This window comes from Vibrio sp. Isolate24 (assembly GCF_022398215.1).
GTDB classification, from domain to species: domain Bacteria; phylum Pseudomonadota; class Gammaproteobacteria; order Enterobacterales; family Vibrionaceae; genus Vibrio; species Vibrio coralliilyticus_A.
In genome coordinates, this window is record NZ_JAKEUU010000012.1 from 26,929 (window position 1) to 51,348 (window position 24,420).

The following is a 24,420-nucleotide window of genomic DNA, read 5'->3' on the forward strand; positions in this document are numbered from 1 at the left end:
TGTGCATAAAAGGGACGCTTTATGTTTTTTAAAAGAAAAAATATAAACCCAGAACTACAGCAAAAAGTTGCCGAAGCAGAAGAAACGCAGAAACCGCTGCAACAAGAACTTACCCCAACGGTCACTTTAGACGTTCAGGTAAATACGGAAGTGGCTGAAACTTTTCAAGAAAGACGAAAGTTAGAAGCTGAAGCGAAAGAACATGCTGTTGAAGAGGCGAAGAAGCAACTTGAGCAAGAATTAGCGGTTAAGCACTATTATCACCAAAGGTTGCTTGAAACTCTCGACTTAGGACTATTGGCAAGCCTTGAAAAAGACAGAGCGAAAAAAGAGCTCCACGACGCTATCGTGCAGTTAATGGCGGACGATCAAACGCATGCTTTAAGTGCCGAAGGCCGCAAGCGTGTGATACAGCAAATTGAAGATGAGGTGTTTGGTTTGGGGCCTTTGGAGCCACTGCTCAAGGATCCAACCGTTTCCGATATTTTGGTCAATGGCCCTAAACATGTCTTTGTTGAACGAAGAGGTAAGCTTGAGTTAACGCCCTATACTTTTCTCGATGAGCGTCATTTGAGAAACATCATTGACCGAGTAGTCAGTCAGGTTGGTCGACGTATCGATGAAGCTTCCCCTATGGTCGATGCTCGTTTAATTGATGGCTCTCGTGTGAATGCCATTATCCCGCCATTAGCGCTTGACGGTTCATCCGTCTCCATACGCCGCTTTGCGGTGGAAAAGCTCAATATGGACAACCTGCTGAACTTTAATTCCCTATCACCGGAAATGGCCAAATTTGTCGAAGCCGCTGTCCGAGGGGCGATGAATGTACTCATCTCAGGTGGTACCGGTTCAGGAAAAACCACCACACTGAACATCTTCTCTAATTTCATTCCATCTGATGACCGTATTGTGACTATTGAAGATTCCGCGGAGCTACAGCTTCAACAGCCACATGTGGTGCGGTTAGAAACGCGACCTGCCAACCTGGAAGGTAAAGGTGAGATTACTCAGCGAGATTTGGTAAAAAACTCCTTACGTATGAGACCAGATAGAATTGTGCTTGGGGAGGTGCGGGGAGCGGAAGCGGTAGACATGCTAGCGGCCATGAATACTGGTCACGATGGCTCTTTGGCAACCATTCACGCTAACACCCCTCGCGATGCCCTTTCTCGGGTTGAAAATATGTTTGCGATGGCAGGCTGGAATATGTCCGCCAAGAACCTCAGATCTCAGATTGCTTCTGCGATTCACCTTGTCGTTCAAATGGAGCGTCAGGAGGATGGTAAACGTCGCATGGTCAGTATTTGTGAAATCAATGGCATGGAAGGCGAGATTATTACCATGTCTGAAATCTTTAAGTTCCAGCGAAAAGGGATGGACGAAGAAGGCAACGTCATTGGTTACTTTACGGCCACTGGCGTTGTTCCTCAATGCCACGACCAATTGGCTAAAAAAGGGATGCACTTGCCGTTTGATATTTTTAATGAGTCTTACTCATAAGGAGGGGAGTCATGACGCAGGATGCCACGTTATTTTTCATACTATTATTCTTTGCGGTTGTTTTCATATCGCAGGCACTGATCCTTCCCGCTGCGGGGAGTAAGGCGAAACATAAGGAACTTTCAGACCGACTGAGGGAATCGCAGTCAAAGCTGGATGAAGAAGCTCGTTCCTTACTTCAGGAGCACTATCTCAAGAGTTTGACCCCACTTGATAGAAAGCTCGTTAAAGTCGAAGTGTTCTCCTCACTTAAGAAGATGATTGAGCTTTCAGGCTATGACTGGAGTTTAACTCAAACCTTAATGGTGACGTCGATTTTGTCGGTGTGTGCTTTTTTTATCGTCTTGCTAATTGGTCAGCCCATTTACGTTGGCGCCGCGGCAATTGTGGGGGTTTGGGTGTGTCTTTACTTTTGGCTCAATAAGAAGATTTCAGATCGACTCGCTGCGTTTGAGGAGCAACTCCCTGAAGCTCTAGATATTATGAGGCGTATGTTGCAAGCCGGTCAGCCCGTGACGCAGGCATTCAGTGAGGTTGGGAACGAGATGCCAGCCCCGATTGGTATTGAGTTTAAGAATACCTTTAACCTTCTTAATTATGGCTATGACATGCGTATGGCAATCATGCAGATGGCAGAACGGACACCTACGGTTTCCATGTTGGCATTTTCCAGTGCGGTGTTATTACAGAAGGAAACTGGGGGGAACCTGTCGGAAAACCTTGAAAAAGTATCCAAAGTGCTACGTTCTCGGTTTAAATTGCAGCGAAAAATTAAAACTTTGTCAGCAGAAAGCCGACTGTCTGCTTGGATTTTGGTGTTGTCTCCCTTTGTGTTGTTTATCTTTCTTAGCTTTATCAACCCAGGGTATGTCGAGCCTTTATACACTGATCCAAGAGGTATGACTCTAGTAAGCGGTGGCGTTGTCAGTTTGTTTTTTGGTTCTTTGTGGATCCGCAACATCATTAATTTTGAGGTGTAGCATGGAGAACATTTTTGAACAATTCACCACTTATAATCTGGATGAACAAACGGTATTTCTTGGCCTTATTCTTCTTGCGACCATATTGATAGTATTCACTTTGTCTCTGCTGCTCGTAGGATCTAAATCACCACTGAGAGCCAAGTTAGAGCAGCTCAGGGATTCTACTCGTGCCGACAAACTGAAAAAAGGACGCAAGTTTGATAACACGCTTGAGTCGTTAGCCCCGATGATGAAGCCTTCTAACTCGAAAGAGAGTGAAAGTATTCGTCAAAAGCTGATGCATGCGGGGTATCACGATGCCAACGCACTTACCGTTTTTTATGCTTTTAAAGGGATGTCCTTGGTGATTGGCCTTGGGATGGCGGCTGGTTTTTATTTCCTCGCTCCTGATATGTCGATGTTGAATCTAGCAATGGCGATTAGCGTAGGGGTGGGGTTGTATGCACCCAATATGGCGCTCAACTACAAAGTGGAAAAGCGGCAGAAAAGAATTCGTGGCGGTATCGCTGATGCGCTGGATTTGCTGGTGGTATGTACGGAGTCTGGGCTAGGTTTTAATTCTGCACTGAGAAGAGTCGCTGACGAACTCACTATCTCTCATCCAGACTTTGCCGATGAATTGGATACCGTATGCGTCAAGATCAATGCGGGGATTGAAATGTCAGATGCGTTTGAAGACCTGATTGAACGCACTGGTCTGACTGAAATTGCAGGCTTGGTCACTATGTTGGCTCACGCTTCACGTATCGGTGGTAGCTTGTCGCAAACATTACGTGAATATACGGAAGACTATCGAGATAAAAGAAATCAGGAAGTCGAAGAAATTGCAGCGAAAATCCCGACAAAAATGATTTTCCCATTATTGCTATTTATCTGGCCATGCTTCTTTATTGTTGCGATTGGTCCATCTATGTTGCTGTTCACGTCGACTTTAGGTAACGGGTAATTAAGGAACCAGTTATGAAAGGACTTCATTTTATAATGCTCACTCTGTCTATGATGTTTTTGACCGCTTGTGCATCCAATGAGCCAGGTATCGATACCTCGTTATACGAAGGTAAACCGATTGATACGTTATCCTCAGATGAGCCACCAAAAACGGAGCAAGAAGCGATTACGCGCGGTGATACGGCGTTAAGTGCGGGGAACAGTGACTTGGCCCTCTACGAATACATTCGCTCATTATCTTTCGAAAATGGTCAGTATAAGGACAGATCGCTATACAATATCGGCCGAATTCATCAGTCGAGAGGCAATCTGCCTTTAGCGGAAAAAGCATTCTTACTCGCAATCAATGAAAACCCGAATAATATTGAAGTGTTGGAGCAGCTTGGCACCATCTACAGCAAGTCAGGTGACTTAGAGTTGGGTAAGAGTTATTTCCTTCGCTCAATTAACGCGGATCAGATCCGCTTCAAGAGCAATAAAACACTGAATGAAAAAGATTTGGTTAAGCCTCAGGAAGTGATTGAGCTTAACGTTGACCAATACTCTCCGGAATACGCTTATATGGGGCTTGGAGTGATTGCGGATTTAGATGCGGAACACAAACTCGCTCAGGCGTTTTATAAACAAGCATTGAGTATAAAGCCGGACTCGATTAAGACGTTGATTAATGTCAGTTACTCTTTTTATATGTCGGGAGATTATCGTAAAGCTCAGCGCTTCGTATTACAGGCATTAAAGCAAGACTCAAGTAACGAGAAAGCATTGAATAACCTCGCACTGATTTATTTGGGGAAAGGGGAGATCACTCGTGCCGTCAATGTATTCTCCAAGCATATGGACAAACCGGAAGCTCTCAACAATGTCGGTTATTTTCTGATCTTACAGGGTAAGCCTGACCAAGCCATTCCCTACTTACAACAAGCCATAGACAGCAAAACCTCCTATTACAAGGTAGCTAATGAAAACCTTGAACGGGCGTTGGCTATGGTCAGAGAAGAAAAGGCGGCAGAAGGGCTTGCTGCGTCAGAATAGTCATAGGGAGAGTTTTCTCTCCCTACTTGGTAAACGAGTGAGCTGGTTTTAAGTGAGGTATCCGCCAGCTACACCCACAATCATGAAGAAGATGACCATCCAAACAATAGGCAGTTTCATCTGCTTGAGTAGATAAAAGCCAACCAGAACCAGTGAAATATCCAGAGGGCTCATAACCGCGCTGGTAAAGACGGGCTGATAGAGAGCAGCGATCAGCAAGCCCACAACGGCAGCATTGACACCGCTCACCGCACCAGACACCTTCGGCATTTTCGATAGCGATTGCCAGTTTTTTAGCACGCCAAGTAGCAGCAAAAAGCCTGGTAAAAATACCCCCAGAGTGGCAATTAATGCGCCTGCCACTGGTGTTTGTGGTAACAACTCATAACCAATGTAGGTTGCAAAGGTAAACATCGGTCCCGGTACGGCTTGAGCAGCAGCGTAGCCTGTGAGGAAAGCATCTTGAGTGATCTGGTCTCCTACCATATTTTGTAGTAAGGGTAAGACAACATGGCCGCCGCCAAATACCAAACTCCCTGCTTGGAAAAAATCGTTGAAGAGCGCGAGGGCTGGCATAATGTGGGTGATGAAAGGCAAGCCCATAAGCAAAGCCACAAAGAGAGCCAGAGGAAGGACAGATGGTTCAAAGCGCTTTGGGACTGTTTGATCTTGTTTTCTGAGGCACATCATACCAATCAGTGCGGCAACAAGCAGAATCAATACTTGGGTTGCAATACCGGGTAAGAGTAAAAGGGAAATTGCAGTCACTAAACAGAGGGTTACCGAGACTCTTTCTTTACAGAAGTTTTTGTACATTCCCCATGTCGCATCCGCGACGACAACCACTGCTAAAAGCTTCAGGCCATGAACGATATTTTGGAATAAGGTTGTCTCAGTTAACTGGCTGCTGAGTAGCGCTAGAGTCAGCATGATAAGCACCGATGGTAGCGTAAACCCCAGAAACGCCAAACAGGCGCCGCTCAAGCCACCACGTTTGTAACCGAGAGCAAAGCCAACTTGACTGGAGCCCGGGCCCGGAAGAAATTGACTCAATGCGACAATTTGTGCGTATTCTTCATCGTCGAGCCAATTGAGCTTTTCAACAAAGGTATGACGAAAGTAGCCTATATGAGCTGCCGGACCGCCAAAGCTTATCCAACCTAGCCAGAAAAAGGTTTTAAAAATAGACAACATGGTCTGATTACTCTTAGAACAAATACTGCAGACACTTTAAGAAATGTACTAAAATGACTCAAATTAATAGTTTTAATATTATCTATGAATCAAATGGGATTGAGTGTGAAAGAGTTTAACTGGAAGGGGGTAGACCTCAATCTTTTGGTGGCTTTCCAAGCCTTATATCACAAGCAGAGTGTCAGCCTTGCAGCGCAAGATTGTTATATTAGTCAGTCAGCGATGAGTCATACACTACAGCGAATGCGGGCATTATTTGATGATCCTTTATTTGAACGTGTAGGGACATGCATGGAACCCACACAACGAGCCCATGATATGGCTCCAGTTGTTGATCAACTCTTAGCGTGCATTAAAAACGATTTATTGAGTAAGAAAGGCTTTGAAGCTGAAAATTATCAGGGGGTGTGGAAAATCGGACTGACGGATTATGCTGAGCAGCTCTTTGCACCTCGATTATACGATGCGATAAAGAAGGGTTCGCCTCACTCACAGATCAGCTTTTTTAACGTTAACCGGAGCAACTACCAAACCATAGCAGACAGCGAACAACTTGATGCCATCATTGGCAGTATTGAGAATCCTAATCGTCGTTTCGTATCTCACTATCTCTACTCTGAGCAGCATGTATGTCTGTTTGACCCTATGCCGTTTGACGAGCAAGAGTCTCTCACATTGGAGCAATTTGTTTCTGTGGAACATGCGTTAGTTAGCCCAGATGGTCGACTGGACACCCAGATCGATAAAACGCTGGCTAAAATGGGCCATGAACGAAGAGTGGGCGTGGCATCGAGACACTTTTTGACCATAAGAAGGCTACTGATTGGGCGTAAGATGCTCTGTATTGTGCCGAAAAGGTTTGCTGAATTAGACATAGACAACCACAGATTAAAAGCGGTGCCAGCTCCTTTGGAGGTCCCAGACTTCGACATAAAGCTATTGTTTCTTAGTGCCAATCAACATGAGGAGAAAAGTATTTGGCTGCGTAGCATCGTTACACGTGTTGTGAAGTAGTGCTTTGTTGATGTCGGTTTTGTAGCCACCCAATCAGCTTCCAAATTACGATTGTCAAAATAAAGCTCAGGTATCCGTCGATGGCGTAATGCCACGCGAGATGGACTGAGCCAATTTGTATGGCTAACGCATAGCTCCACATGACGACCCCTAGTTTCCTATTGTATCGATAAGCGGCCAGCGCCATGGCGACAGCGATGGCCACATGCATACTCGGCATTGCAGAGATCCCACCACCGATCCCCGGTGTATCGCTTGAGTACATTTGCCAAAGTGTGTCTTGCACATTCAATGCCCATAAGCCGAACCAGCCACTTTGAATCAGTTGTTGATGTTGCATCTCAAGCTTTTGCATCAATGGCTCATATTGCAATGCGCTTGGATCCAGCAAATGAAGATAGCAAGGCCCTGCAGAAGAAAGAAGAATCGCCCCTACTCCCCCAATGAGCAGCCAACTGGTCAGAAACGTAATAAGAAACTGAGTCCGTAACTTTGCTAAATCGCGCCGAACGATGAAAAACAGTACGGCTCCCCACATTAGAAGAAACCAAAGGTGGTACAGAAAATTCAGCAGACTTGTTGCAAGTGCGCTACTGAAGATCGTGTGTGTCAGTTCCCAAGGGGAGTAGCCGAAGTGAAGCCACTTGTCGATCTGATAGAAAAGCACATCGTATTGAAAGGGGTTAATGTCGGGAATGAGTGGTTTTAGAAAGGTATAACTAGAGAACGTCAAGTTCAGTGCCAACACCAACAACATAAAACTGACGGCTTTAGATAAAGGTTGGAAGAACCCTTTAATGGCTTGGAGAAAGTGAACCAAAGGATGTGGTGCTTTCCGGTAAAGCAGAATGACAAAGTAAATGCTTGCCCAAACTAAAAAGGAGACATAGCAGACTTGGAGTAATGTCGCGAGGTAGATGAAAGGATTGAAGTCAAACTTGGCGTCACTACCGAGCAAAAAAGACAGCGCGTATAAAAGTAGGGTTGTGACAAATACATACCCATAAAGCACTCTATCCTGATGAAGAGTCGCTTTGATATGCTGCCATTGTGAATGGGGAGAAGTCTGAGTCAAAGGTTTCATTAAAATGAAGGTCTTATTGCTCCTATACTTAAGTGTAGAGCAACTCTCTCAGAGGTGAATGAGAGAGTTGCTGTATGTTTATCTTTCTATATTACGGCTTATCGTTAGTGGTCTCTTTCCATCACATGCCCCTTTTTCCAATTGGTTGATGGGGTTGGCATCCTTCCATCCCCAGCGATGATCTTCGCGACTGAGCTTACGATACTGGGTCGGTGTGACTTCCATATAACGGCGAAAGGTATCATAAAAGCGGCTGATCGAGTTGAAGCCGACCGTCAGAGAAATATCGAGAATGGTACGTTCGGTGTCACTGAGTAAGGCGCGAGCATGGTTAATGCGCATGGCCGTGATGTACTGCTTTATCGTCATTTGCATGGTGCGCTGAAAGATGGTCATGGCGTAATTGGCGTGCAAGCCAGCATAATCAGCGACTTTCTGAGCGGTAAGAGGAGTGTTGTGATGTGTTGCGATGTATTCTAGCATTTGGCTGACATAAAACTGTGAGTGTTTAGAAGTGCCGCTTTTCGTCGCTTTGTCTGCTCGGCTCGTTAAAAGTTGTTGCCAGCCATCAAGGCATACTCGTTTTAGCATCAGGCCGATCTCATCCGTCACGAGTTGTTGACGACTCTCTGATGGATGTTGATTTTCATCCACCCAACGAGCTATCTCGAACTCACTAATTAAACAGCAGGAGTCAGACTGTAATACCGCTCCATGTGTTAGTTGATTGACCAGATCCCGACTCAAAGGCCACGACATAAAGTGATGGACGGGAATGTTGATGATTGCCATGTTGTGGCTTATTCCGGGGTTGGTTAAGCGGTGGGGAACCGAAGCCCAAAACAACCCAATACTGCCATTGCGTAGTGTAATAGGAGTACCATTTATCATGTATTCGACGTTGTCACCAAATGGGATGTTCACTTCAATTTGGCCATGCCAGTGATACCCGGGCATGGCATGAGGAGCGCGTAGTTCTACGTCAATCCTCTCATGAGAAGAGTAAAGTGATAAAGGGCTAACAGAGACACATTCTGAAGAGTATCTCTCTTGCGGTGCGACAGATAATAAGTCATCAGATTGTGGCATCTTGACTCCTTACGAAATGGTAGTGAGCTGTTTGTAACAGAGCAGAGTTTGGTAAAAAGAGAGGCAGCTCAAACGTTGATAAAATAGCGAATTTCATATTTAAGAACGGAACCTAGCTAACATTTCTCTGTTATTGCTGGCCGCATTAGGATTGGAGGGCTCAATTAATCCGGAAAATACCTAAAAGAATCCTACTTCGTTAGTTTTTGTTAACTCGGTTGATAAATATTAGGAATTGAGAGAGTGATGTGTTGAACCGAGACGACTTAGTTATAGATGAGTCAGTAATGTGAGCTCATAACTAAGACCTAGCAATAAGGATCCTACGAGCATGAACAGTCCAAAAATCACTTTCATTGGTGCCGGTTCCACCATCTTTGTCAAAAACATTCTTGGTGATGTTTTTCATAAGCCCGCTTTAAGAAATGCACACGTTGCATTAATGGATATTGACGAAATTCGCCTTGAAGAATCGCATCTCGTCGTCAGTAAGTTGATGAATTCTGCAGGTGCTACGGGCACCATCTCTTGTCACCTTAATCAGAAAGAAGCATTGCAAGACGCTGACTTTGTTGTCATCGCATTTCAGATTGGGGGGTATGAGCCTTGTACCGTGACAGATTTTGAAGTGTGTAAGCGCCACGGGTTAGAGCAAACTATCGCTGACACCTTAGGGCCAGGCGGAATTATGCGTTCATTGCGGACTATTCCTCACTTGTGGAGTGTGTGTGAAGACATGAAACAAGTCTGCCCGGATGCCACCATGCTCAACTATGTCAACCCAATGGCCATGAATACCTGGGCTATGTACGAAAAGTACCCAGAGATTAAGCAGGTCGGCCTGTGTCACTCCGTGCAGGGGACGGCGGAAGAGCTAGCTCGCGATCTGGATTTGGATTACGCTGACTTGCGTTATACCTGTGCCGGTATCAACCATATGGCCTACTACCTGACTCTGGAGAAGAAGGACGAGCAAGGTAATTATGTTGATATCTATCCGGAGTTGTTGGCCGCCTTTGAACGAGGAGACGCGCCTAAACCGGGCTTGCATCATGGTGGTCGCTGTACCAATTTAGTTCGCTACGAAATGTTTAAGAAGTTGGGCTATTTTGTCACGGAATCTTCAGAACATTTTGCCGAATACACACCTTACTTTATCAAACCCAATCGACCAGATCTGATTGAACGTTACAAAGTGCCTATTGATGAGTATCCAAAACGTTGTGTAGAACAAATTGCCGCGTGGAAACAAGATCTGGATGACTATAGACAAGCCGAGAATATCACGGTGAAAGAATCTCAAGAGTACGCGAGTACCATTATGAATTCTATTTGGACCGGCACGCCAAGCGTGATTTATGGCAACGTTAAAAATGAAGGCTTAATTGATAACCTGCCGCAAGGGTGTTGTGTCGAAGTCGCGTGTTTGGTCGATGCGAATGGCATCCAGCCAACCAAAGCTGGGCGCTTACCAAGCCACTTAGCCGCCTTGATGCAGACCAATATCAATGTTCAGACTTTGCTGACAGAGGCGATTTTAACGGAAAATCGTGAACGCATTTACCATGCAGCGATGTTAGATCCACATACTGCAGCCGTGTTAGGGATTGATGAGATCTATGCGCTGGTGGATGACTTAATCACTGCGCATCAGGGCTGGCTCCCTGAATGGATTTATCAATAAAAATAAGAATATCCCCTTCAATAACGTGAATCATACACGCTCCCAGTGATGGGAGCGTTAAGGAGCAAACATGAGTATTTCGATGAGCACCAAACTCAGCTATGGGTTTGGTGCATATGGTAAGGACTTCGCCATCACAATTGTCTACATGTATCTGATGTTTTACTACACAGATGTGGTCGGTATCTCGGCTGGGATTGTAGGCACTATCTTCTTGGTGGCTCGGATCTGGGATGCGGTGAATGATCCCATCATGGGTTGGATTGTGAATAACACGCGCAGTCGCTGGGGGAAATTTAAACCTTGGATTCTGATTGGCACTTTAGCCAACTCTGTGGTGTTGTATATGGTGTTCAGTGCTCATTTAATTGACGGTCCATGGCTTATCGCTTACGCCGCTATCACCTATATTCTTTGGGGGATGACCTACACCCTAATGGACATTCCATTCTGGTCCTTGGTCCCGACACTCACTATTGACAAGCGAGAACGTGAAGAGCTAGTACCTTTCCCAAGGTTCTTTGCCAGCTTAGCATGGACAGTGACCGCTGCGATCGCCATGCCATTCATTAACTATGTTGGTGGCGATGATAACAAAGGCTTTGGTTTTCAGATGTTCACCTTGCTATTGATCGTTTGTTTCCTGATTTCCACTTTTGTTACGCTACGTAATGTTAAAGAGCGTTATTCAAGCACTCAGCTTAATAACGCTCAACCTGAGAAAAAAGTCTCACTGAAGAAAATGTTGTCGTTGATCTATAAGAATGATCAACTCAGTAGTCTGCTTTGTATGGCACTTTCGTACAATTTAGCCGCCAACATTATTACAGCTTTTGCTGTGTACTACTTTACCTATGTCATTGGTGATGAGAGCTTATTTCCTTACTATATGGCATACGCCAGTATTGCTAATTTGATTACTCTTGTCTTGTTCCCTAAATTAGCTCAGTGGTTCTCCCGCCGTGTACTTTGGGCCTGTGCATCTGGCTTCCCAATCATTGGTAGTGCTGTACTCATCTATATTGGAATGAACGATACTCAAAGTGTATGGCTTATCTCAACGGCAGGTGTCTTCCTGCAAATTGGTACTGCGCTGTTCTGGGTACTTAACGTCATCATGGTGGCAGATACAGTGGATTACGGTGAAGTGAAGCTAGGGGTACGCTGTGAGAGCATTGCTTATGCCGTGCAAACTCTGGTTGTGAAAGCGGGTTCAGCATTTGCTGCGTTTTTCATCGGTATTGCTTTAACTGCTGTGCATTACGTGCCCAATGTTGAACAGACGCCAGAGACCATTTTTGGTATGCAGTGCATCATGATTGGATTACCAAGCTTGTTCTTCGCGATTGCCCTGATCATGTATTTCCGCTACTACAAGCTTAATGGGTCATATCAGCAGCAGATTCAGCAGCAGTTGATGGAAAAATACGAGGGGCTCGATAAAGAAGAGTCCGGTGAAGCTCTGCCTTCCTCTCATCAGCACAAGCCTATTCAGGCGTAATGGGCTCAGCCCTTTGACTCGAAGGGCTGCTTCTCTAATTTTTACTATCCCATTGCAATAGGGAGATTTACAAGATGAAACACACTGTAGTTGCCAGCATGATCCTAGGATCTTTGGTCAGTGGAATTGTGGCTGCGAATCCTCACTCTACAGCTATCCTGACTTCGACGAAAAGCCAAAACATCCTCGTTAACTCAGGCTTTGAAGATAACGGCTTAGGTTGGCATTACTGGTTTGCCAACATCAAAGATGACCAAGCGTTCGATGGCCAATATCGAGGCAGAATCGCCATTGGTGCAGGGCATAGCATCAGCCAGACCGTCACTATACCTGAAACTGGCGTTTATCAGTTATCGGTCCAGGCTATTAGCCCATCCAACGATGCTCGCGTAGAACTGACTAACCTTGCTGATGAGCCTTTTTTGAGCAAAAAACTGAAAAAAAGCCATGACTATAAACACAATAAGGTTAACCAAATTCCGCTTGAGAAAGGCGAACGGATAAAGCTGCGCTTTACTGGTACGGACGCAGGCAGTGTCAGTATTGATCAGGTTGAACTGGTAAAAAGCAATACGTCTAAGCCGCCACACTTTAACCAAGTTATTGATTTTGAAACGCAAGGGCAGGTGGGTGAGAGCATAATCGACAAAGAACGTAAAACCATAGAGTTTGAATTGCCGTACGCGAGTGACTTGTCCAGCGTGGTCATTACTCAATTAGGTGTTTCTCAAGGCTCTCAATCGTCAGTCGAACCAGGGGATGTATTGGATTTTACCCAGCCAGTAGACATCGAACTTAGCGACGAAAAAGGACGGGTAGAAAAATGGCAAGTGCAGGCACGGGTGAAAGCCAAGCAAGTGATGGTTTCTTCTTCCAATACCAAGTTGCAGGAGTCATTTGATTGGGCGATGGAGAAAACACGTCAGTTTGTGATGACAGGGCAGCACGACTTGATCAACCGTGATGAAAATAATAACGATGGTACGGGCAGTGCCGATTATTTGCCTTCCTACTGGGCGGGTTATTTTGACCGTACCGCTTTCTACTCACGCGATTTTCTCCATCAGTCAGCAGGCGCCAAGCTAGCAGGGCTGGAACGAGAAAATTTTGCCATGTTCAAAACCTTTGCTAAGCACTCTACTGAGTCGAGAAAGTGGTACACCCTATGGGCGATCAACTTTGATGGCAGCCCACACTTGATTGATTACGAAGATGACGACTGGTTTGTGCGAGAAGTTCCGGCCCAGTTTGAATTTCTTGAGAAAGCTTGGGAGCAATATCTGTGGACGGGAGACCGACGTTATATTGAAGATAAAGACTTGTGGCGCTTTTACACTAAAGTGATGACGGACTATATCTCATTGCATGATGATCAGGATCCGAATGGGATTGCGGAAGGTTATGGTGGCATCTTTGAAGGTTCGGCAACCTATAACGAACGGGGAGAATTCCCGATTGAAGCGGGAGATGGGATTGGTTCTCAGTATCAAGCAACCGTCGCTTATGCGGCGATGCTCAATGCCAGAGACGAATACAGCGCATCTCGTGAGTGGCAGCAAAAAGCACAACAATTGAAAGACTTCTTTAATCAGCAGTGGAGTATTGCTGATCCAGAAAAGCCTTTAGATAACTACGTCAATATCGTGCAGAAGGATGGATTGAGACTGAATGATTTCGGCAAAGAAAACAGTTGGTTTATGCCGATGAAGTTGATTACGGAGCCGGGTGAGCGTAATGACCGCTATTTAGACTTTATCGCGCAAAGTCTTGGAGATGGAATTGGTTCAACACCGGATGCACCAAACAACATTGAAGCCTACAGTTACATTCCAGAGACCTATTTTCCATATAATCGTAATGAGGAAGCATGGAAGTGGATGCAGTACATTATGGACATGAAGGACTTGCCTCACGAGCGCCCTACTCAAGGCACTAATGGGGACTATCCAGAGATCTCGTTTACGTTTATTGCCAATACCATTGAGGGGCTCATGGGTGTGAAACCAAATGCGGCAGATAGTCATGTGATCACGGCGTCTCATCTAACTGAGGATATTGATTGGCTAGCGGTGGACTATTTGCCTATCGGTGAGCATGAAGTAGCTCTGCGTCATGATGGTACGAACAAGTCGACACTGACAAATAACAACCATAAGCCGCCTACATGGGAAGCGTGGTTCTATGGTGAGCACTCCACCTTGCTGGTTAATGGCAAACCCGTTCAAGCAAAGCACAAAGTAGTGAATGGCTTGCAGGTGAGTTATGTACAGGTCGAGGTCTTGGGGAAAGAATCTCATACCGTGTCTAAAGGTCGTTAAGTGAATGGTATACTGAATGTAAGGGCGCTCTTGAGCGCCTTTTTTAGTTATCCCCTTGGCGAAAAAGATCAAACTCTCATGCCGAGGTTGTTATCAAATAATGGCTATATGATGACAGGGTAAATATGTGAGTAAAATTTTTTACTAAACTACAGTTGTGATAACGTTTACCTAAAATTGGTCGCTGTGTCCTGTTTGTCGCTATACACCGCGTCGAAGTGATGTTGTTGCTTTTTCGACAGAATGGATTTTTTTGATCTGCTGGCTTGGTATTCGAGCTTCTCTGCAATTTCCAGAATTCTATGTCTGGTTTCTTTTTTGACGTTTAAGGTTGGATAATCATTCTGGACTCAGGAAACAGTCGCCAGTGAGACACCTGATTAAGCCGCAATATCTTGTAATGCAGTTATGTGTTGTGTTCCATTGGCATGCCCAGTTTCCTTGGGATGTCATCTGTTTTGTTCGGTTGTAAACAATCTTTAGAGTGTTGTAATAATTTTTAGTAGAAAACTCAGTGTGTGTCTGCTGATGGTCTTTGCGTAGCGAAGATTGATTATCTTATTGATAGTTAAACGCTTATAGATTTTGCTTTTGTTTTTACTTTCATTTGTCATGATCTCTCAAAATACCTTTTTTTGGAAACGTTTACACAATGAGGGGTGGATCACGGAAAACGATCCAGATTGATTGCTAGACTTTTTAGCGAGCTAGAGATCCAACACGGCGAATTGAGACAGAGAGGCGACATTGAAAGTACTAGTAACAGGTGGAATGGGGTATATCGGTAGTCATACTTGCATACAGATGATCGAAGCGGGTATTGAACCGATCATCATCGATAACTTATGTAACTCAAAACAGGAAGTGCTGCATCGAATTGAAGCATTGACTGGTCAACAGCCTTATTTCCATCAAGGTGATATTCGTGACGCAGCTTTTTTGGATGGTATTTTTGAGCAGCATCAGATCACGTCAGTGATTCACTTCGCGGGCTTAAAGGCGGTGGGCGAATCGGTGCAAAAACCGCTTGAGTACTTTGACAATAACGTCAATGGTTCTTTGGTACTCGCTCGTGCAATGCGAAAAGCAGGGGTTAAAAGCATGGTCTTTAGCTCATCCGCTACTGTGTATGGCGACCCTGAAGTCGTTCCAATTACCGAGGATTCACCTACGGGCGCGACGACCAACCCCTATGGCCGCAGTAAATTCATGGTGGAAAAGTGTTTCTCTGATTTATTCAGTGCTGAGCCTGATTGGAGTATCACACTACTGCGTTACTTTAACCCTGTAGGTGCACACCCTTCGGGCACTCTGGGGGAAGATCCGCAAGGCATGCCGAATAACTTGATGCCCTTTATCGCGCAAGTGGCGGTCGGACGTCGAGAAAAGTTATCGGTATTTGGCAATGATTACCCAACGCCCGATGGTACCGGTGTTCGCGATTATATTCATGTGATGGATCTGGCAGATGGTCATATTGCCGCATTGAAATCGGTTGGTGAGAAAGCGGGCTTACATATTTATAACTTAGGGACAGGTAAAGGTTCGAGCGTGCTGGAAATGGTTGAGGCCTTTGGCCACGCTTGTGGCAAACCTATCCCATATGAATTGTGCCCTCGCCGCCCTGGTGACATCGCTGAATGTTGGGCAAGTACTCAAAAAGCGGAAAAAGAATTGGGTTGGAAAGCGACACGCAGTGTTGCAGAGATGAGTGCCGATACTTGGCGCTGGCAATCTAACAACCCTAAGGGGTATTCCCCTGAGTCGTGACGGCTAAGCTGTATTTTTGAGCTCTAGAGAGCATGTAATGATTTTAAAGTTGAGTAATTGAGATGTCGAATATTGAGTTTAACCCTGTGGATCACCCGCATCGTCGCTACAACCCTCTGACTGGGCAATGGATATTAGTGTCCCCTCATCGTGCTAAGCGCCCTTGGAGTGGGGCAGATGAAAATCCATCAGTTGATGAGCATCCTAGTTATGATGAGCAGTGTTTTCTTTGTCCGACCAACGAGAGAATCTCGGGGGATATCAACCCGGACTATCAAGGCACCTATGTTTTCTCTAATGATTTTGCTGCTCTGATGACAGATTCACCAGATGCTCCAGAATCGAATAATCCTCTGTTCCAAACTCAAGGGGTGCGTGGCTTAAGTCGAGTGATTTGTTTTTCCCCAGATCATAGCAAGACTTTGCCGGAACTGCCAGTCAGCCAAATTCGTGGTGTTATTGACACTTGGAACGAGCAAATTGAAGAGTTGGGCAAAGAATTTATCTGGGTTCAGGCGTTTGAAAATAAAGGTGAAACTATGGGCTGCTCTCAACCTCACCCCCATGGACAAATTTGGGCTAACAGCTTTTTACCCAATGAAATTGAGCGCAAAGAACATCACTTAAAAACTTATTATCAAGATCAAGGTTCGAACCTGTTGGTCGATTACGTGGAAGCTGAAATGAAAGATGGCTCGCGTATTGTGGTCGAAACCGAACATTGGGTGGCACTGGTTCCATATTGGGCCGCTTGGCCATTTGAGACCATGTTGCTGCCGAAAAGTCACATTCGCCGTATGAGTGAACTGAGTGGTGAGCAACGTGATGATCTTGCTGTCGCGATCAAAAAACTGACCAGTCGTTATGACAACCTGTTCCAGTGCTCTTTTCCGTACTCTATGGGCTGGCACTACGCGCCTTTCTTTGAACAGGGAACGGATATTGAGCACTGGCAATTACATGCCTTGTTTTATCCACCTCTATTACGGAGTGCCAGCGTGCGTAAATTTATGGTGGGCTACGAAATGCTGGCAGAAAGTCAGCGCGACCTAACCGCCGAGCAGGCGGCACAGCGCCTGCGTGAGCTCAGCGATATTCACTACAAAGAGCAGAAATAATTACCCAATCTATTGATTCCTGAGTTTTGTCTTGGGCATCACAATCTATTTTGAGTGTGAGATGGAAACATGTCTGAACTAATTCAAGCAGTAAAGAGCTCCTTTGAGCAGGTGTTGGGGTACCAACCAAGCCACATTATTCAAGCCCCCGGACGAGTGAACTTGATCGGTGAACATACGGATTACAATGATGGTTTTGTGTTGCCTTGTGCAATTGACTACCAAACCGTAGTCGCTGCCTCCAAACGTGATGACAACATTGTGCGTGTCATTTCGGTTGATTATGGCAATGATGTGGATGAATTTGATGTCACACAAGAGGTTGAATTTCAAGAAAACAAGATGTGGGCTAATTACATCCGTGGTGTGGTCAAATGCCTTAGAGCTCGTGGCTATCTATTTAGCGGAGCAGATATATCAGTCAGTGGCAATGTTCCTCAAGGTGCCGGGCTTAGCTCATCGGCGGCCCTTGAAGTGGTGATTGGCCAAACATTCAAGGTGCTTTATAGCCTAGAGATCTCTCAGGCTGAAATCGCCCTGAATGGTCAACAAGCTGAGAATGAGTTTGTTGGATGTAACTGCGGCATTATGGATCAGATGATTTCAGCAGAAGGTAAAGAGAATCACGCACTACTGCTTGATTGTCGTAGCTTAGAAACACAGGCGGTCTCTATGCCTGAGGAGATGTCCGTCGTGATCATCAACTCAAACAAAAAGCGTGGATTAGTGGATAGTGAATACAACACACGCCGTGAGCAGTGTGAAGAAGCAGCGCGCATTTTTGGTGTCAAAGCACTGCGTGATGTCAGCATTGAACAGTTCAATGACAAAGTTTCTCTGCTTGATGAGGTAGTGGCTAAACGTGCTCGCCATGTGATTACTGAAAATGCTCGCACTGTTGAAGCTGCCAATGCATTGCGCCATCACAATATGGAGCGTATTGGTGAGTTGATGGCTCAGTCTCATGCATCTATGCGTGATGACTTTGAAATCACGGTCAAAGAGATTGACACCTTAGTCGACATCGTCAAGCAAGTGATCGGTGAGCAAGGGGGCGTTCGTATGACTGGTGGTGGTTTCGGTGGCTGCATTGTCGCGGTGATGCCTCCTGAACTGGTTGAGCCTGTTAAAGCCGCGGTTGAAGCGCAATATCAAGCTGCGACAGGCTTGAAAGCGTCCATTTATGTATGCCAAGCCAAACAAGGGGCGGGCTTGGTTGAGACAATATAAGGATTGGAATGCAAACTTATCTAGAATCACTAGAGCGGACAATGGGGCAAGCCCCTTCATTTGATGGTAAACCCGCTCAACTTATCCAGCTAACCAATCGCTTCGGTATGAGTGTCGTCTTTATGGATATAGGAGCTACTTGGTTGAGCTGTACATTACCAATCAATGGTGAGTCACGTGAAGTACTATTGCGCTCACCTAATATGGCAGAGCACATGCAGCAGAGCGCGTATTTTGGCTCGATTATTGGTCGATTTGCTAACCGTATTGGTAAAGGTCAATTTGATATTAATGAGCAGTCTTTTCAGTTGGGTATCAACAATGGTGAGAATTCCTTACATGGTGGGTTAGATGGTTTCGATAAACGTCGCTGGGCGGTGGCCGAGTACGATGGTCAACATGTTGTATTCAGCTTGCATTCGCCCGATGGCGATCAAGGCTATCCAGGTAATCTTGATGTAAAAGTAACCTATACCTTGACGGATGATAACGAGCTGGTTATTGCCTATGCTGCCAGTACTGATCAAGCTTGCCCTGTGAATTTAACTAACCACGCCTATTTTAATTTGGCGGGAGAGGCGAGTGCGTTTAAGAGTTTAGATCATCACCTTAAGTTGAATGCCAACGCTTATCTGCCTACTGACAGTGGCTTGATTCCTACAGGGGAAATCCAAGCTGTCGAGGGAACTAGTTTTGACTTTACTCAATCCAAGAAGATTGGTTGTGAATTCTTAACTGAGCCTGATCAGAAAATGGCTGGTGGTTATGATCATGCGTTTGTATTTCGGCCTGATGTGACTGATGGGAGCGAGATTGCTGCGGAGTTGGTGGCCCCTGAAAAAGACGTTGTGATGAAGATAAAAACGACCAAGCCGGCCGTGCAGTTTTATTCGGGTAATTTTCTTGCTGGCACCCCGGGGGCGAGTAAAACTTATCAATTGTATGACGGCCTTGCATTAGAAACTCAATTCTTTCCTGATGGGCCAAATAAACCAGAATGGGGAGTTAACCGTGGGGTGTTAACTCCTAGGGGAAGCTATCAGCACCGAACTGTTTATCAGTTTGAGTTCTAGGTAGCCTTTAGGTGGGCAGCAAGCCCACCTTTTTTTATTTGCTTGATGAAGCACGAACGACCAGTTCGCCTTCGACTTTACGCCGTTTCGAAACCAAAGGCTGACCTTCCATCTGTGTTACTAAAGATTCTATAGCCAGTTTACCCATCTCAGAGTAGGGTAACTCCACTGAGGTTAAAGCAGGGAAGCTTTCCGATGCGATTTGCTGGTTATCGTAGCCGACAACTGCGACATCATCTGGGATTTTTAAGCCAAGCTCTGCGAGGGCTTGATAACATCCCATCGCCATATAATCACTGCTGCAGAAAATGGCTTCTGGCGGTTGAGCTAAATTGAATAATGCCAGTGTTTGTTGGTGCGCTTCCTTTAATGACCAATTTGCTTCACGTAGGTAATCCGGATTGGGGATGATATCGGCATCAATTAAAGCTTGGCGGTAACCTTCTGTACGTTGTTTACTGGCTTGCATCCAGTTTTCACCGCAGAGCATGGCAATATAGCGATAACCTTGTGCGGTTAAATGAGAGACAGCTTTGTAAGCCCCGATCATATCTGCGGGCAGTATGCTCGGGATTTGATCATCTGCCTGATTGGTACAGTTGAGTAATATCGTGGGCAGGAAAGTGTTGACTCGTTGCTGTTTCAGCTCTCTTGTCATACTTGACGCATATACCAAACCTACATAATCCCCACCATTAATTTCAGATTCAATCTTATTTGCCATCACTGCGTCATGGCTGTAGTTAAAGGTCACTAAAATATAGTCATTGGCCCAAGCCTCTTCGCGAGCGGAGTTGATGGCATCAATGAAAGGGTCATAACTGGTGAGCCCATTGATGACGAAAGCCATTTTTTTTGGTCGACCTAAGGCATGGGCGACTTTTTTGTTGTTGTATCCAAGGGACTCCGCGGTGTCGATCACTTTGCGCTTTGTCGCGTCTGCAATTTTTACCGACGTTGAACCGTTCAGTACTAAGGATACGGTTGATTGAGACACGCCTGCTGCTGCAGCAATGTCACTCATCGTAATTTTTCTAGCCATCTTAAAAATCAACTTAACTCAGTGAGCTAAAGATATTAGCTAATTATTAAATCTTGATCATCTGTTAAAGATTAAGATCACAAAAGCTTGTGCTAAAAGTCGGATTGTTGTGATTGTCCGCTCAATTTCATTTCTACCTTATGGTCTAAACGGTATTAATAAATATATTAGCTAATATTATTAGTTAATAGTTTAGTTTTGAAGGTTGAGTAAGATGGAAAGATGGTCTGAAGATAAGGCGTGGCAGTGGCAAAAGCAGCAGGGGTGGTTGCGTGGATTTAATTACTTACCAAGGACAGCTGTCAACTGGAATGAAATGTGGCAAGAAGACACGTTTGCCCCTGAAATTATCGAAGAAGAATTGGAATGGGCGAAGCAAGTGGGTTACAACACCTTGCGTACCAATCTCCCTTTTATCGTGTGGCAGGCAGATCGTGATGGTTTGCATACACGCATCGACCGTTTCTTAGATATTTGTGAACGTAACGACATCAAAGTCATGCTAACACCTATGGATGACTGTGGGTTTTCTGGTGATCACCCATTCTTGGGCGAGCAGAAAGCGCCTGTGCCGGATCTGCATAACAGCCAAGCAGCGGCGAGCCCAGGTCGAAATGTAGTGATGGACAAAGCGCAGTGGGGAGAAGTTGAAGCTTATGTTCGCGATATTCTCTCGACCTACAAAGAAGATCCGCGCATTGTCATTTGGGATCTTTACAACGAACCTACGAATCGAATGATTTTTACCCCAACAGGTGAGGTCGCTTATGACGAAGAGATGGAAGTGTTTAGTCATGAGCTGATGGAAAAAGCTTTCGAGTGGGCTCGTGAAATCAATCCTAGTCAGCCATTGACGGTTGGAGCGTGGCACTGTCCAAGTATTCTAGATCGTAGCTTACCTATTTTTGAGCACCCAACCGATCGTCGTGCCTTTGAGCTATCGGACATTATTACCTTTCACGCTTACTTACCACTTGACCTTTTTCACCAAGCATTAGAGGTTGTAGAGGCGCATAATCGTCCGATAATGTGCACTGAGTGGCTCGCTCGTCATGCACAATCCTACTTACATGAACAACTACCGATTTTTAAAGATAAGAACATCGGTTGTTACCAGTGGGGGTTAGTCAAAGGCAAAACCCAAACGCACCTTCCTTGGCCTGAAATTAAACGTAACGACGTTAACTATGCCCGTCAATGGTTCCATGACCTCCTTGACGAGCAAGGCCAGCCTTATGATGCAAGTGAAGTGCAGTTAATTAAAACACTCACAGAAGTGGAATAACTGTCAGTGCTCCGGCCTTGAGAAATAGGTCGGTTTCTTACCTACAATTAAATCAATCGAGACGTGAACAATGACAACTGTACAAAATAGATTGAATAATAGAGAGCTGATGTCTTATTTCGGCTACGGAGTAGGCCAGTGCTTTAGCTTTGGTTTAGTCGGCTCTTTTATCTTATATTTCTATACCGATATTCTTGGTATTTCGCCAATAGCGGCGAGTACCATCTTTTTAATCGCTCGAGTGTGGGATGCGGTCAACGATCCTCTGATTGCCGGATATATGGACACATTGGAATCTCGTTTTGGCAAATTCCGTCCATATATGTTGTTTACGCCGTTTCTAATTGTTTTGGTCACGGTGGCAGCGTTTTACAATATGGATGCAGATACGTCGACTAAGGTTATCTATGCGGGTGTGACCTATATCCTTTGGGGCACGTTATACACGATTTCAGATGTTCCATTCTGGTCCATGTCATCTGTAATGACTGATGAACCCCAAGAGCGCGCTAAAGCGGCAACCTGTGCCATGTTAGGGGTTAATGCCGGTATTGGTGCGACCTTGGTCATTTTTCCTAAGTTAAGTGCCTACTTTGCTGATGGACGCGCAGACCAAGGCTACTTACCAGCGGTAATTGTGCTGATGATTGCAGGGTTGTTGTTTATGCTTAATGGTTTTTACAACACTAAAGAGCGTATTTCGACTGCGAGTTGTGAAAAAGTCACGTTGAAGCAAACCTTTCAAGCTGTACGTAAAAACAAGCCTCTGTTTTTCATTTTGGCAGCCTTCTTTATGAATGTATTTTTTAACCTCGTCAATGGTTTGTACATTTTCTTCTTCACCTACAACATGGGAGACGCTGGGTTAGTTTCCTTGATTGGTACCATTACTTTGGTCAGCGCCATTGCGTGTTTGGCAACTCCTGTATTAACGAAACGTTTCAAAAAGAGAGACATCTTTATTGCTCTATGTGTGTTAGAGATCATTGCTCGTATCGGTTTCTACCTCACGGGTTACGACAACCCAACGGCTGTGATGGCATGGCTTGCAGTGATCACGGGCATATTTATGATGACCAATCCACTCATCTCAGCCATGATTGCCGATACTGTTGAATACTCTTATTACCACAGTGGTAAACGCACTGCTGCGATCACTTTCTCTGGGCAAACTTTCACAGGTAAGCTTTCTGTGGCGGTTGCTGGGGGGCTAACAGGGTTGATTCTTACAGCGATCGGCTATGTACCCAATGCAGAGCAAACTGAAACCGCATTAAGTGGTATGTTCTTCTGTATCGCACTGCTGCCTGCTCTGGGGGCTTTGGTACGTATCTTTATTATGTCTCGCTATACTTTTACGGAAGACCAACATGCGATTTTGCGTGAGAAACTCCAACGTGGTGAATTTGCAGAAGGAGTTGAGGTTGCACCACTTAAAGCAAACCAAGTCTTGAACTGATCGCTTTTTGATATCATCGCCCTCTCAAGTTGAGAGGGCTGATGTGTTTAGGAAGAAACGATGAGATGAAAGGAGTGGTAAAGAGCATAAAGTTATGATGGCCAAAAACAAGGCCATATCACATTAATTACAGTAGCTTAGGTCATCTTATTTCTGCCGAAAATCGATAACATTGAGTGCCGGTGTGTTTTGGGCTAACCAAAAATCTTGACTTTGCGGTTTGCCAAAATAATAGCCTTGTTGCATTGGGCAGTGCATTTTGCTCAATAAATCAGCTTGCTCTTGAGTTTCAACTCCTTCAGCAACGGTGGTCATTCCAAGCGTTTCTGCCATAGTGATGATGGCATTGACAAAAACGTTGTCTTGGGAATCAACGGCTAAATCACGAACAAACTCTTTATCAATTTTCACGATATCGATGGGGAAGCGTTTTAAGTAGCTTAGGCTCGAGTANTGGGAATCAACGGCTAAATCACGAACAAACTCTTTATCAATTTTCACGATATCGATGGGGAAGCGTTTTAAGTAGCTTAGGCTCGAGTAACCTGTGCCAAAGTCATCTACAGCAAGTAAAATACCTTGCTGTTTTAGCTTGTTGAGAACTGATAGGTTTTGTTGCCAGTTTTCCATTAAGACGGACTCCGTAATTTCAAAGATAAAGCTGGAAGCGGCAACGCCTTTTTCTTTTAATAATTGCTTTACTTTGTCGCCAAATTTTTTATCTAACAATTGGGCGGCGCTGATATTAACCGACAGCCTTGCATCATGGTTTGCATAGCTGACTTGTTTTATAAAGTCGCAAGCTTGGCTTAAGGTTTCCATCCCTAACTCGTTGATTAACCCCATCTCTTCTAGTTGCGGAATGAAGTCCGATGGCGGAATATCATCCCCTCCATGATTCCAACGGCACAGCGCTTCCCAATAGAGAATCTGATAATCAATACTGGTCACAATAGGTTGAAAATGAAGGTAGAACTCTTTATTTGTAAGCCCAAGACGCAGTTTCTTCTCGCTTTCAATTTTGTTCTCCACATCTCGCTCAATATCAGAACAGTAGAACTGAAAGCGGTTCCTGCCATTTTCTTTGGCTCTGTAC

General features: G+C 45.0%; 19 protein-coding genes and 1 pseudogene. 14 read left to right on the forward strand and 6 right to left on the reverse strand.

Translation table 11 applies throughout. The annotated features are described in order from the left end of the window. Positions 1-21 precede the first annotated feature (21 nt). The 4 genes from L1D23_RS21290 to L1D23_RS21305 are packed head-to-tail and all read left to right on the forward strand — an operon-like array spanning position 22 to position 4,463. Positions 22-1,500 (forward strand): ATPase, T2SS/T4P/T4SS family, encoded by a 1,479-nt coding sequence (locus L1D23_RS21290; protein WP_239871478.1) that lies wholly within the window; start codon positions 22-24, stop codon positions 1,498-1,500. A gap of 11 nt (positions 1,501-1,511) precedes the next feature. After that, on the forward strand, positions 1,512-2,480 hold the full coding sequence (locus L1D23_RS21295) for a type II secretion system F family protein (RefSeq protein WP_239837414.1): 969 nt from the start codon (positions 1,512-1,514) through the stop codon (positions 2,478-2,480). Position 2,481: 1 nt separating this feature from the next. Further along, complete coding sequence (locus L1D23_RS21300; RefSeq protein ID WP_239871480.1) at positions 2,482-3,429, forward strand: type II secretion system F family protein; 948 nt, start codon at positions 2,482-2,484, stop codon at positions 3,427-3,429. Positions 3,430-3,443: 14 nt separating this feature from the next. Continuing rightward, the gene (locus tag L1D23_RS21305; protein ID WP_239837416.1) at positions 3,444-4,463 is read left to right on the forward strand and encodes a tetratricopeptide repeat protein; all 1,020 of its coding nucleotides are present in this window, start codon (positions 3,444-3,446) and stop codon (positions 4,461-4,463) included. Between the two features lie 48 nt (positions 4,464-4,511). On the opposite strand, the gene chrA is transcribed toward L1D23_RS21305, so the two are convergent. Further along, positions 4,512-5,657 (reverse strand): chromate efflux transporter, encoded by a 1,146-nt coding sequence (chrA, locus tag L1D23_RS21310; RefSeq protein WP_239871483.1) that lies wholly within the window; start codon positions 5,655-5,657, stop codon positions 4,512-4,514. A gap of 105 nt (positions 5,658-5,762) precedes the next feature. Between chrA and L1D23_RS21315 the strand changes: the two genes are divergently transcribed. Then, positions 5,763-6,671, forward strand: a complete 909-nt coding sequence (locus L1D23_RS21315) for a LysR family transcriptional regulator (RefSeq protein WP_239871484.1) — start codon at positions 5,763-5,765, stop codon at positions 6,669-6,671. Here L1D23_RS21315 and L1D23_RS21320 read toward each other — a convergent pair. Both L1D23_RS21320 and melR read right to left on the reverse strand, forming a co-directional pair. Continuing rightward, a complete protein-coding gene (locus L1D23_RS21320) occupies positions 6,652-7,755 on the reverse strand; it encodes a phosphatase PAP2 family protein (protein WP_239871487.1) in 1,104 nt (367 codons plus the stop codon). The two genes, L1D23_RS21315 and L1D23_RS21320, sit on opposite strands and share 20 nt — an antisense overlap. A 78-nt stretch (positions 7,756-7,833) precedes the next feature. Beyond that, positions 7,834-8,844, reverse strand: a complete 1,011-nt coding sequence (gene melR, locus L1D23_RS21325; RefSeq protein ID WP_239871490.1) for a transcriptional regulator MelR — start codon at positions 8,842-8,844, stop codon at positions 7,834-7,836. A gap of 331 nt (positions 8,845-9,175) precedes the next feature. Between melR and L1D23_RS21330 the strand changes: the two genes are divergently transcribed. The 3 genes from L1D23_RS21330 (at position 9,176) to L1D23_RS21340 (ending at position 14,347) form a co-directional block, all read left to right on the forward strand. Then, on the forward strand, positions 9,176-10,528 hold the full coding sequence (locus tag L1D23_RS21330; protein WP_239871493.1) for an alpha-glucosidase/alpha-galactosidase: 1,353 nt from the start codon (positions 9,176-9,178) through the stop codon (positions 10,526-10,528). A 70-nt stretch (positions 10,529-10,598) separates the two neighbouring features. Continuing rightward, complete coding sequence (gene melB / locus L1D23_RS21335) at positions 10,599-12,029, forward strand: melibiose:sodium transporter MelB (protein ID WP_239871496.1); 1,431 nt, start codon at positions 10,599-10,601, stop codon at positions 12,027-12,029. Between the two features lie 74 nt (positions 12,030-12,103). Further along, positions 12,104-14,347, forward strand: a complete 2,244-nt coding sequence (locus L1D23_RS21340; RefSeq protein ID WP_239871499.1) for a hypothetical protein — start codon at positions 12,104-12,106, stop codon at positions 14,345-14,347. A 188-nt stretch (positions 14,348-14,535) separates the two neighbouring features. Here the strand turns inward: L1D23_RS21340 and L1D23_RS21345 are convergent. After that, positions 14,536-14,715 (reverse strand): annotated as a pseudogene (locus L1D23_RS21345) (LacI family DNA-binding transcriptional regulator); the annotation flags it as partial. 379 nt (positions 14,716-15,094) lie between these two features. On the opposite strand from L1D23_RS21345, the gene galE reads away from it, so the two are divergent. The 4 genes from galE (at position 15,095) to galM (ending at position 19,538) form a co-directional block, all read left to right on the forward strand. Then, complete coding sequence (galE, locus tag L1D23_RS21350; protein ID WP_239871503.1) at positions 15,095-16,117, forward strand: UDP-glucose 4-epimerase GalE; 1,023 nt, start codon at positions 15,095-15,097, stop codon at positions 16,115-16,117. 62 nt (positions 16,118-16,179) lie between these two features. Then, entirely contained in the window at positions 16,180-17,235 is a 1,056-nt protein-coding gene (locus L1D23_RS21355) for a UDP-glucose--hexose-1-phosphate uridylyltransferase (protein ID WP_239871507.1), read from the forward strand. 69 nt (positions 17,236-17,304) lie between these two features. Further along, the gene (galK, locus tag L1D23_RS21360; protein WP_239871510.1) at positions 17,305-18,465 is read left to right on the forward strand and encodes a galactokinase; all 1,161 of its coding nucleotides are present in this window, start codon (positions 17,305-17,307) and stop codon (positions 18,463-18,465) included. Between the two features lie 8 nt (positions 18,466-18,473). Then, complete coding sequence (galM, locus tag L1D23_RS21365) at positions 18,474-19,538, forward strand: galactose-1-epimerase (RefSeq protein WP_239871513.1); 1,065 nt, start codon at positions 18,474-18,476, stop codon at positions 19,536-19,538. A 34-nt stretch (positions 19,539-19,572) separates the two neighbouring features. On the opposite strand, the gene L1D23_RS21370 is transcribed toward galM, so the two are convergent. After that, the gene (locus L1D23_RS21370; protein WP_239871516.1) at positions 19,573-20,580 is read right to left on the reverse strand and encodes a LacI family DNA-binding transcriptional regulator; all 1,008 of its coding nucleotides are present in this window, start codon (positions 20,578-20,580) and stop codon (positions 19,573-19,575) included. A 214-nt stretch (positions 20,581-20,794) separates the two neighbouring features. On the opposite strand from L1D23_RS21370, the gene L1D23_RS21375 reads away from it, so the two are divergent. Then, complete coding sequence (locus L1D23_RS21375; protein ID WP_239871519.1) at positions 20,795-21,865, forward strand: cellulase family glycosylhydrolase; 1,071 nt, start codon at positions 20,795-20,797, stop codon at positions 21,863-21,865. 109 nt (positions 21,866-21,974) lie between these two features. Beyond that, a complete protein-coding gene (locus L1D23_RS21380; protein WP_239871522.1) occupies positions 21,975-23,324 on the forward strand; it encodes an MFS transporter in 1,350 nt (449 codons plus the stop codon). A gap of 147 nt (positions 23,325-23,471) precedes the next feature. On the opposite strand, the gene L1D23_RS21385 is transcribed toward L1D23_RS21380, so the two are convergent. Then, positions 23,472-24,420: EAL domain-containing protein (locus tag L1D23_RS21385; RefSeq protein ID WP_239871525.1), on the reverse strand; the 949-nt coding region annotated here is incomplete at its 5' end.

What these genes read in the sequence shown, in the direction of transcription:
- L1D23_RS21340 (WP_239871499.1), top strand. Translation starts at nt 12,104, where the DNA reads ATGAAACACACTGTAGTTGCCAGCATGATCCTAGGATCTTTGGTCAGT.
- chrA (WP_239871483.1), bottom strand. Translation starts at nt 5,657, where the DNA reads ATGTTGTCTATTTTTAAAACCTTTTTCTGGCTAGGTTGGATAAGCTTT.
- L1D23_RS21380 (WP_239871522.1), top strand. Translation starts at nt 21,975, where the DNA reads ATGTCTTATTTCGGCTACGGAGTAGGCCAGTGCTTTAGCTTTGGTTTA.
- L1D23_RS21355 (WP_239871507.1), top strand. Translation starts at nt 16,180, where the DNA reads ATGTCGAATATTGAGTTTAACCCTGTGGATCACCCGCATCGTCGCTAC.
- L1D23_RS21320 (WP_239871487.1), bottom strand. Translation starts at nt 7,755, where the DNA reads ATGAAACCTTTGACTCAGACTTCTCCCCATTCACAATGGCAGCATATC.
- L1D23_RS21370 (WP_239871516.1), bottom strand. Translation starts at nt 20,580, where the DNA reads ATGGCTAGAAAAATTACGATGAGTGACATTGCTGCAGCAGCAGGCGTG.
- galK (WP_239871510.1), top strand. Translation starts at nt 17,305, where the DNA reads ATGTCTGAACTAATTCAAGCAGTAAAGAGCTCCTTTGAGCAGGTGTTG.
- L1D23_RS21330 (WP_239871493.1), top strand. Translation starts at nt 9,176, where the DNA reads ATGAACAGTCCAAAAATCACTTTCATTGGTGCCGGTTCCACCATCTTT.
- L1D23_RS21300 (WP_239871480.1), top strand. Translation starts at nt 2,482, where the DNA reads ATGGAGAACATTTTTGAACAATTCACCACTTATAATCTGGATGAACAA.
- melB (WP_239871496.1), top strand. Translation starts at nt 10,599, where the DNA reads ATGAGTATTTCGATGAGCACCAAACTCAGCTATGGGTTTGGTGCATAT.
- L1D23_RS21375 (WP_239871519.1), top strand. Translation starts at nt 20,795, where the DNA reads ATGGAAAGATGGTCTGAAGATAAGGCGTGGCAGTGGCAAAAGCAGCAG.
- L1D23_RS21305 (WP_239837416.1), top strand. Translation starts at nt 3,444, where the DNA reads ATGAAAGGACTTCATTTTATAATGCTCACTCTGTCTATGATGTTTTTG.
- L1D23_RS21290 (WP_239871478.1), top strand. Translation starts at nt 22, where the DNA reads ATGTTTTTTAAAAGAAAAAATATAAACCCAGAACTACAGCAAAAAGTT.
- melR (WP_239871490.1), bottom strand. Translation starts at nt 8,844, where the DNA reads ATGCCACAATCTGATGACTTATTATCTGTCGCACCGCAAGAGAGATAC.
- galM (WP_239871513.1), top strand. Translation starts at nt 18,474, where the DNA reads ATGCAAACTTATCTAGAATCACTAGAGCGGACAATGGGGCAAGCCCCT.
- L1D23_RS21295 (WP_239837414.1), top strand. Translation starts at nt 1,512, where the DNA reads ATGACGCAGGATGCCACGTTATTTTTCATACTATTATTCTTTGCGGTT.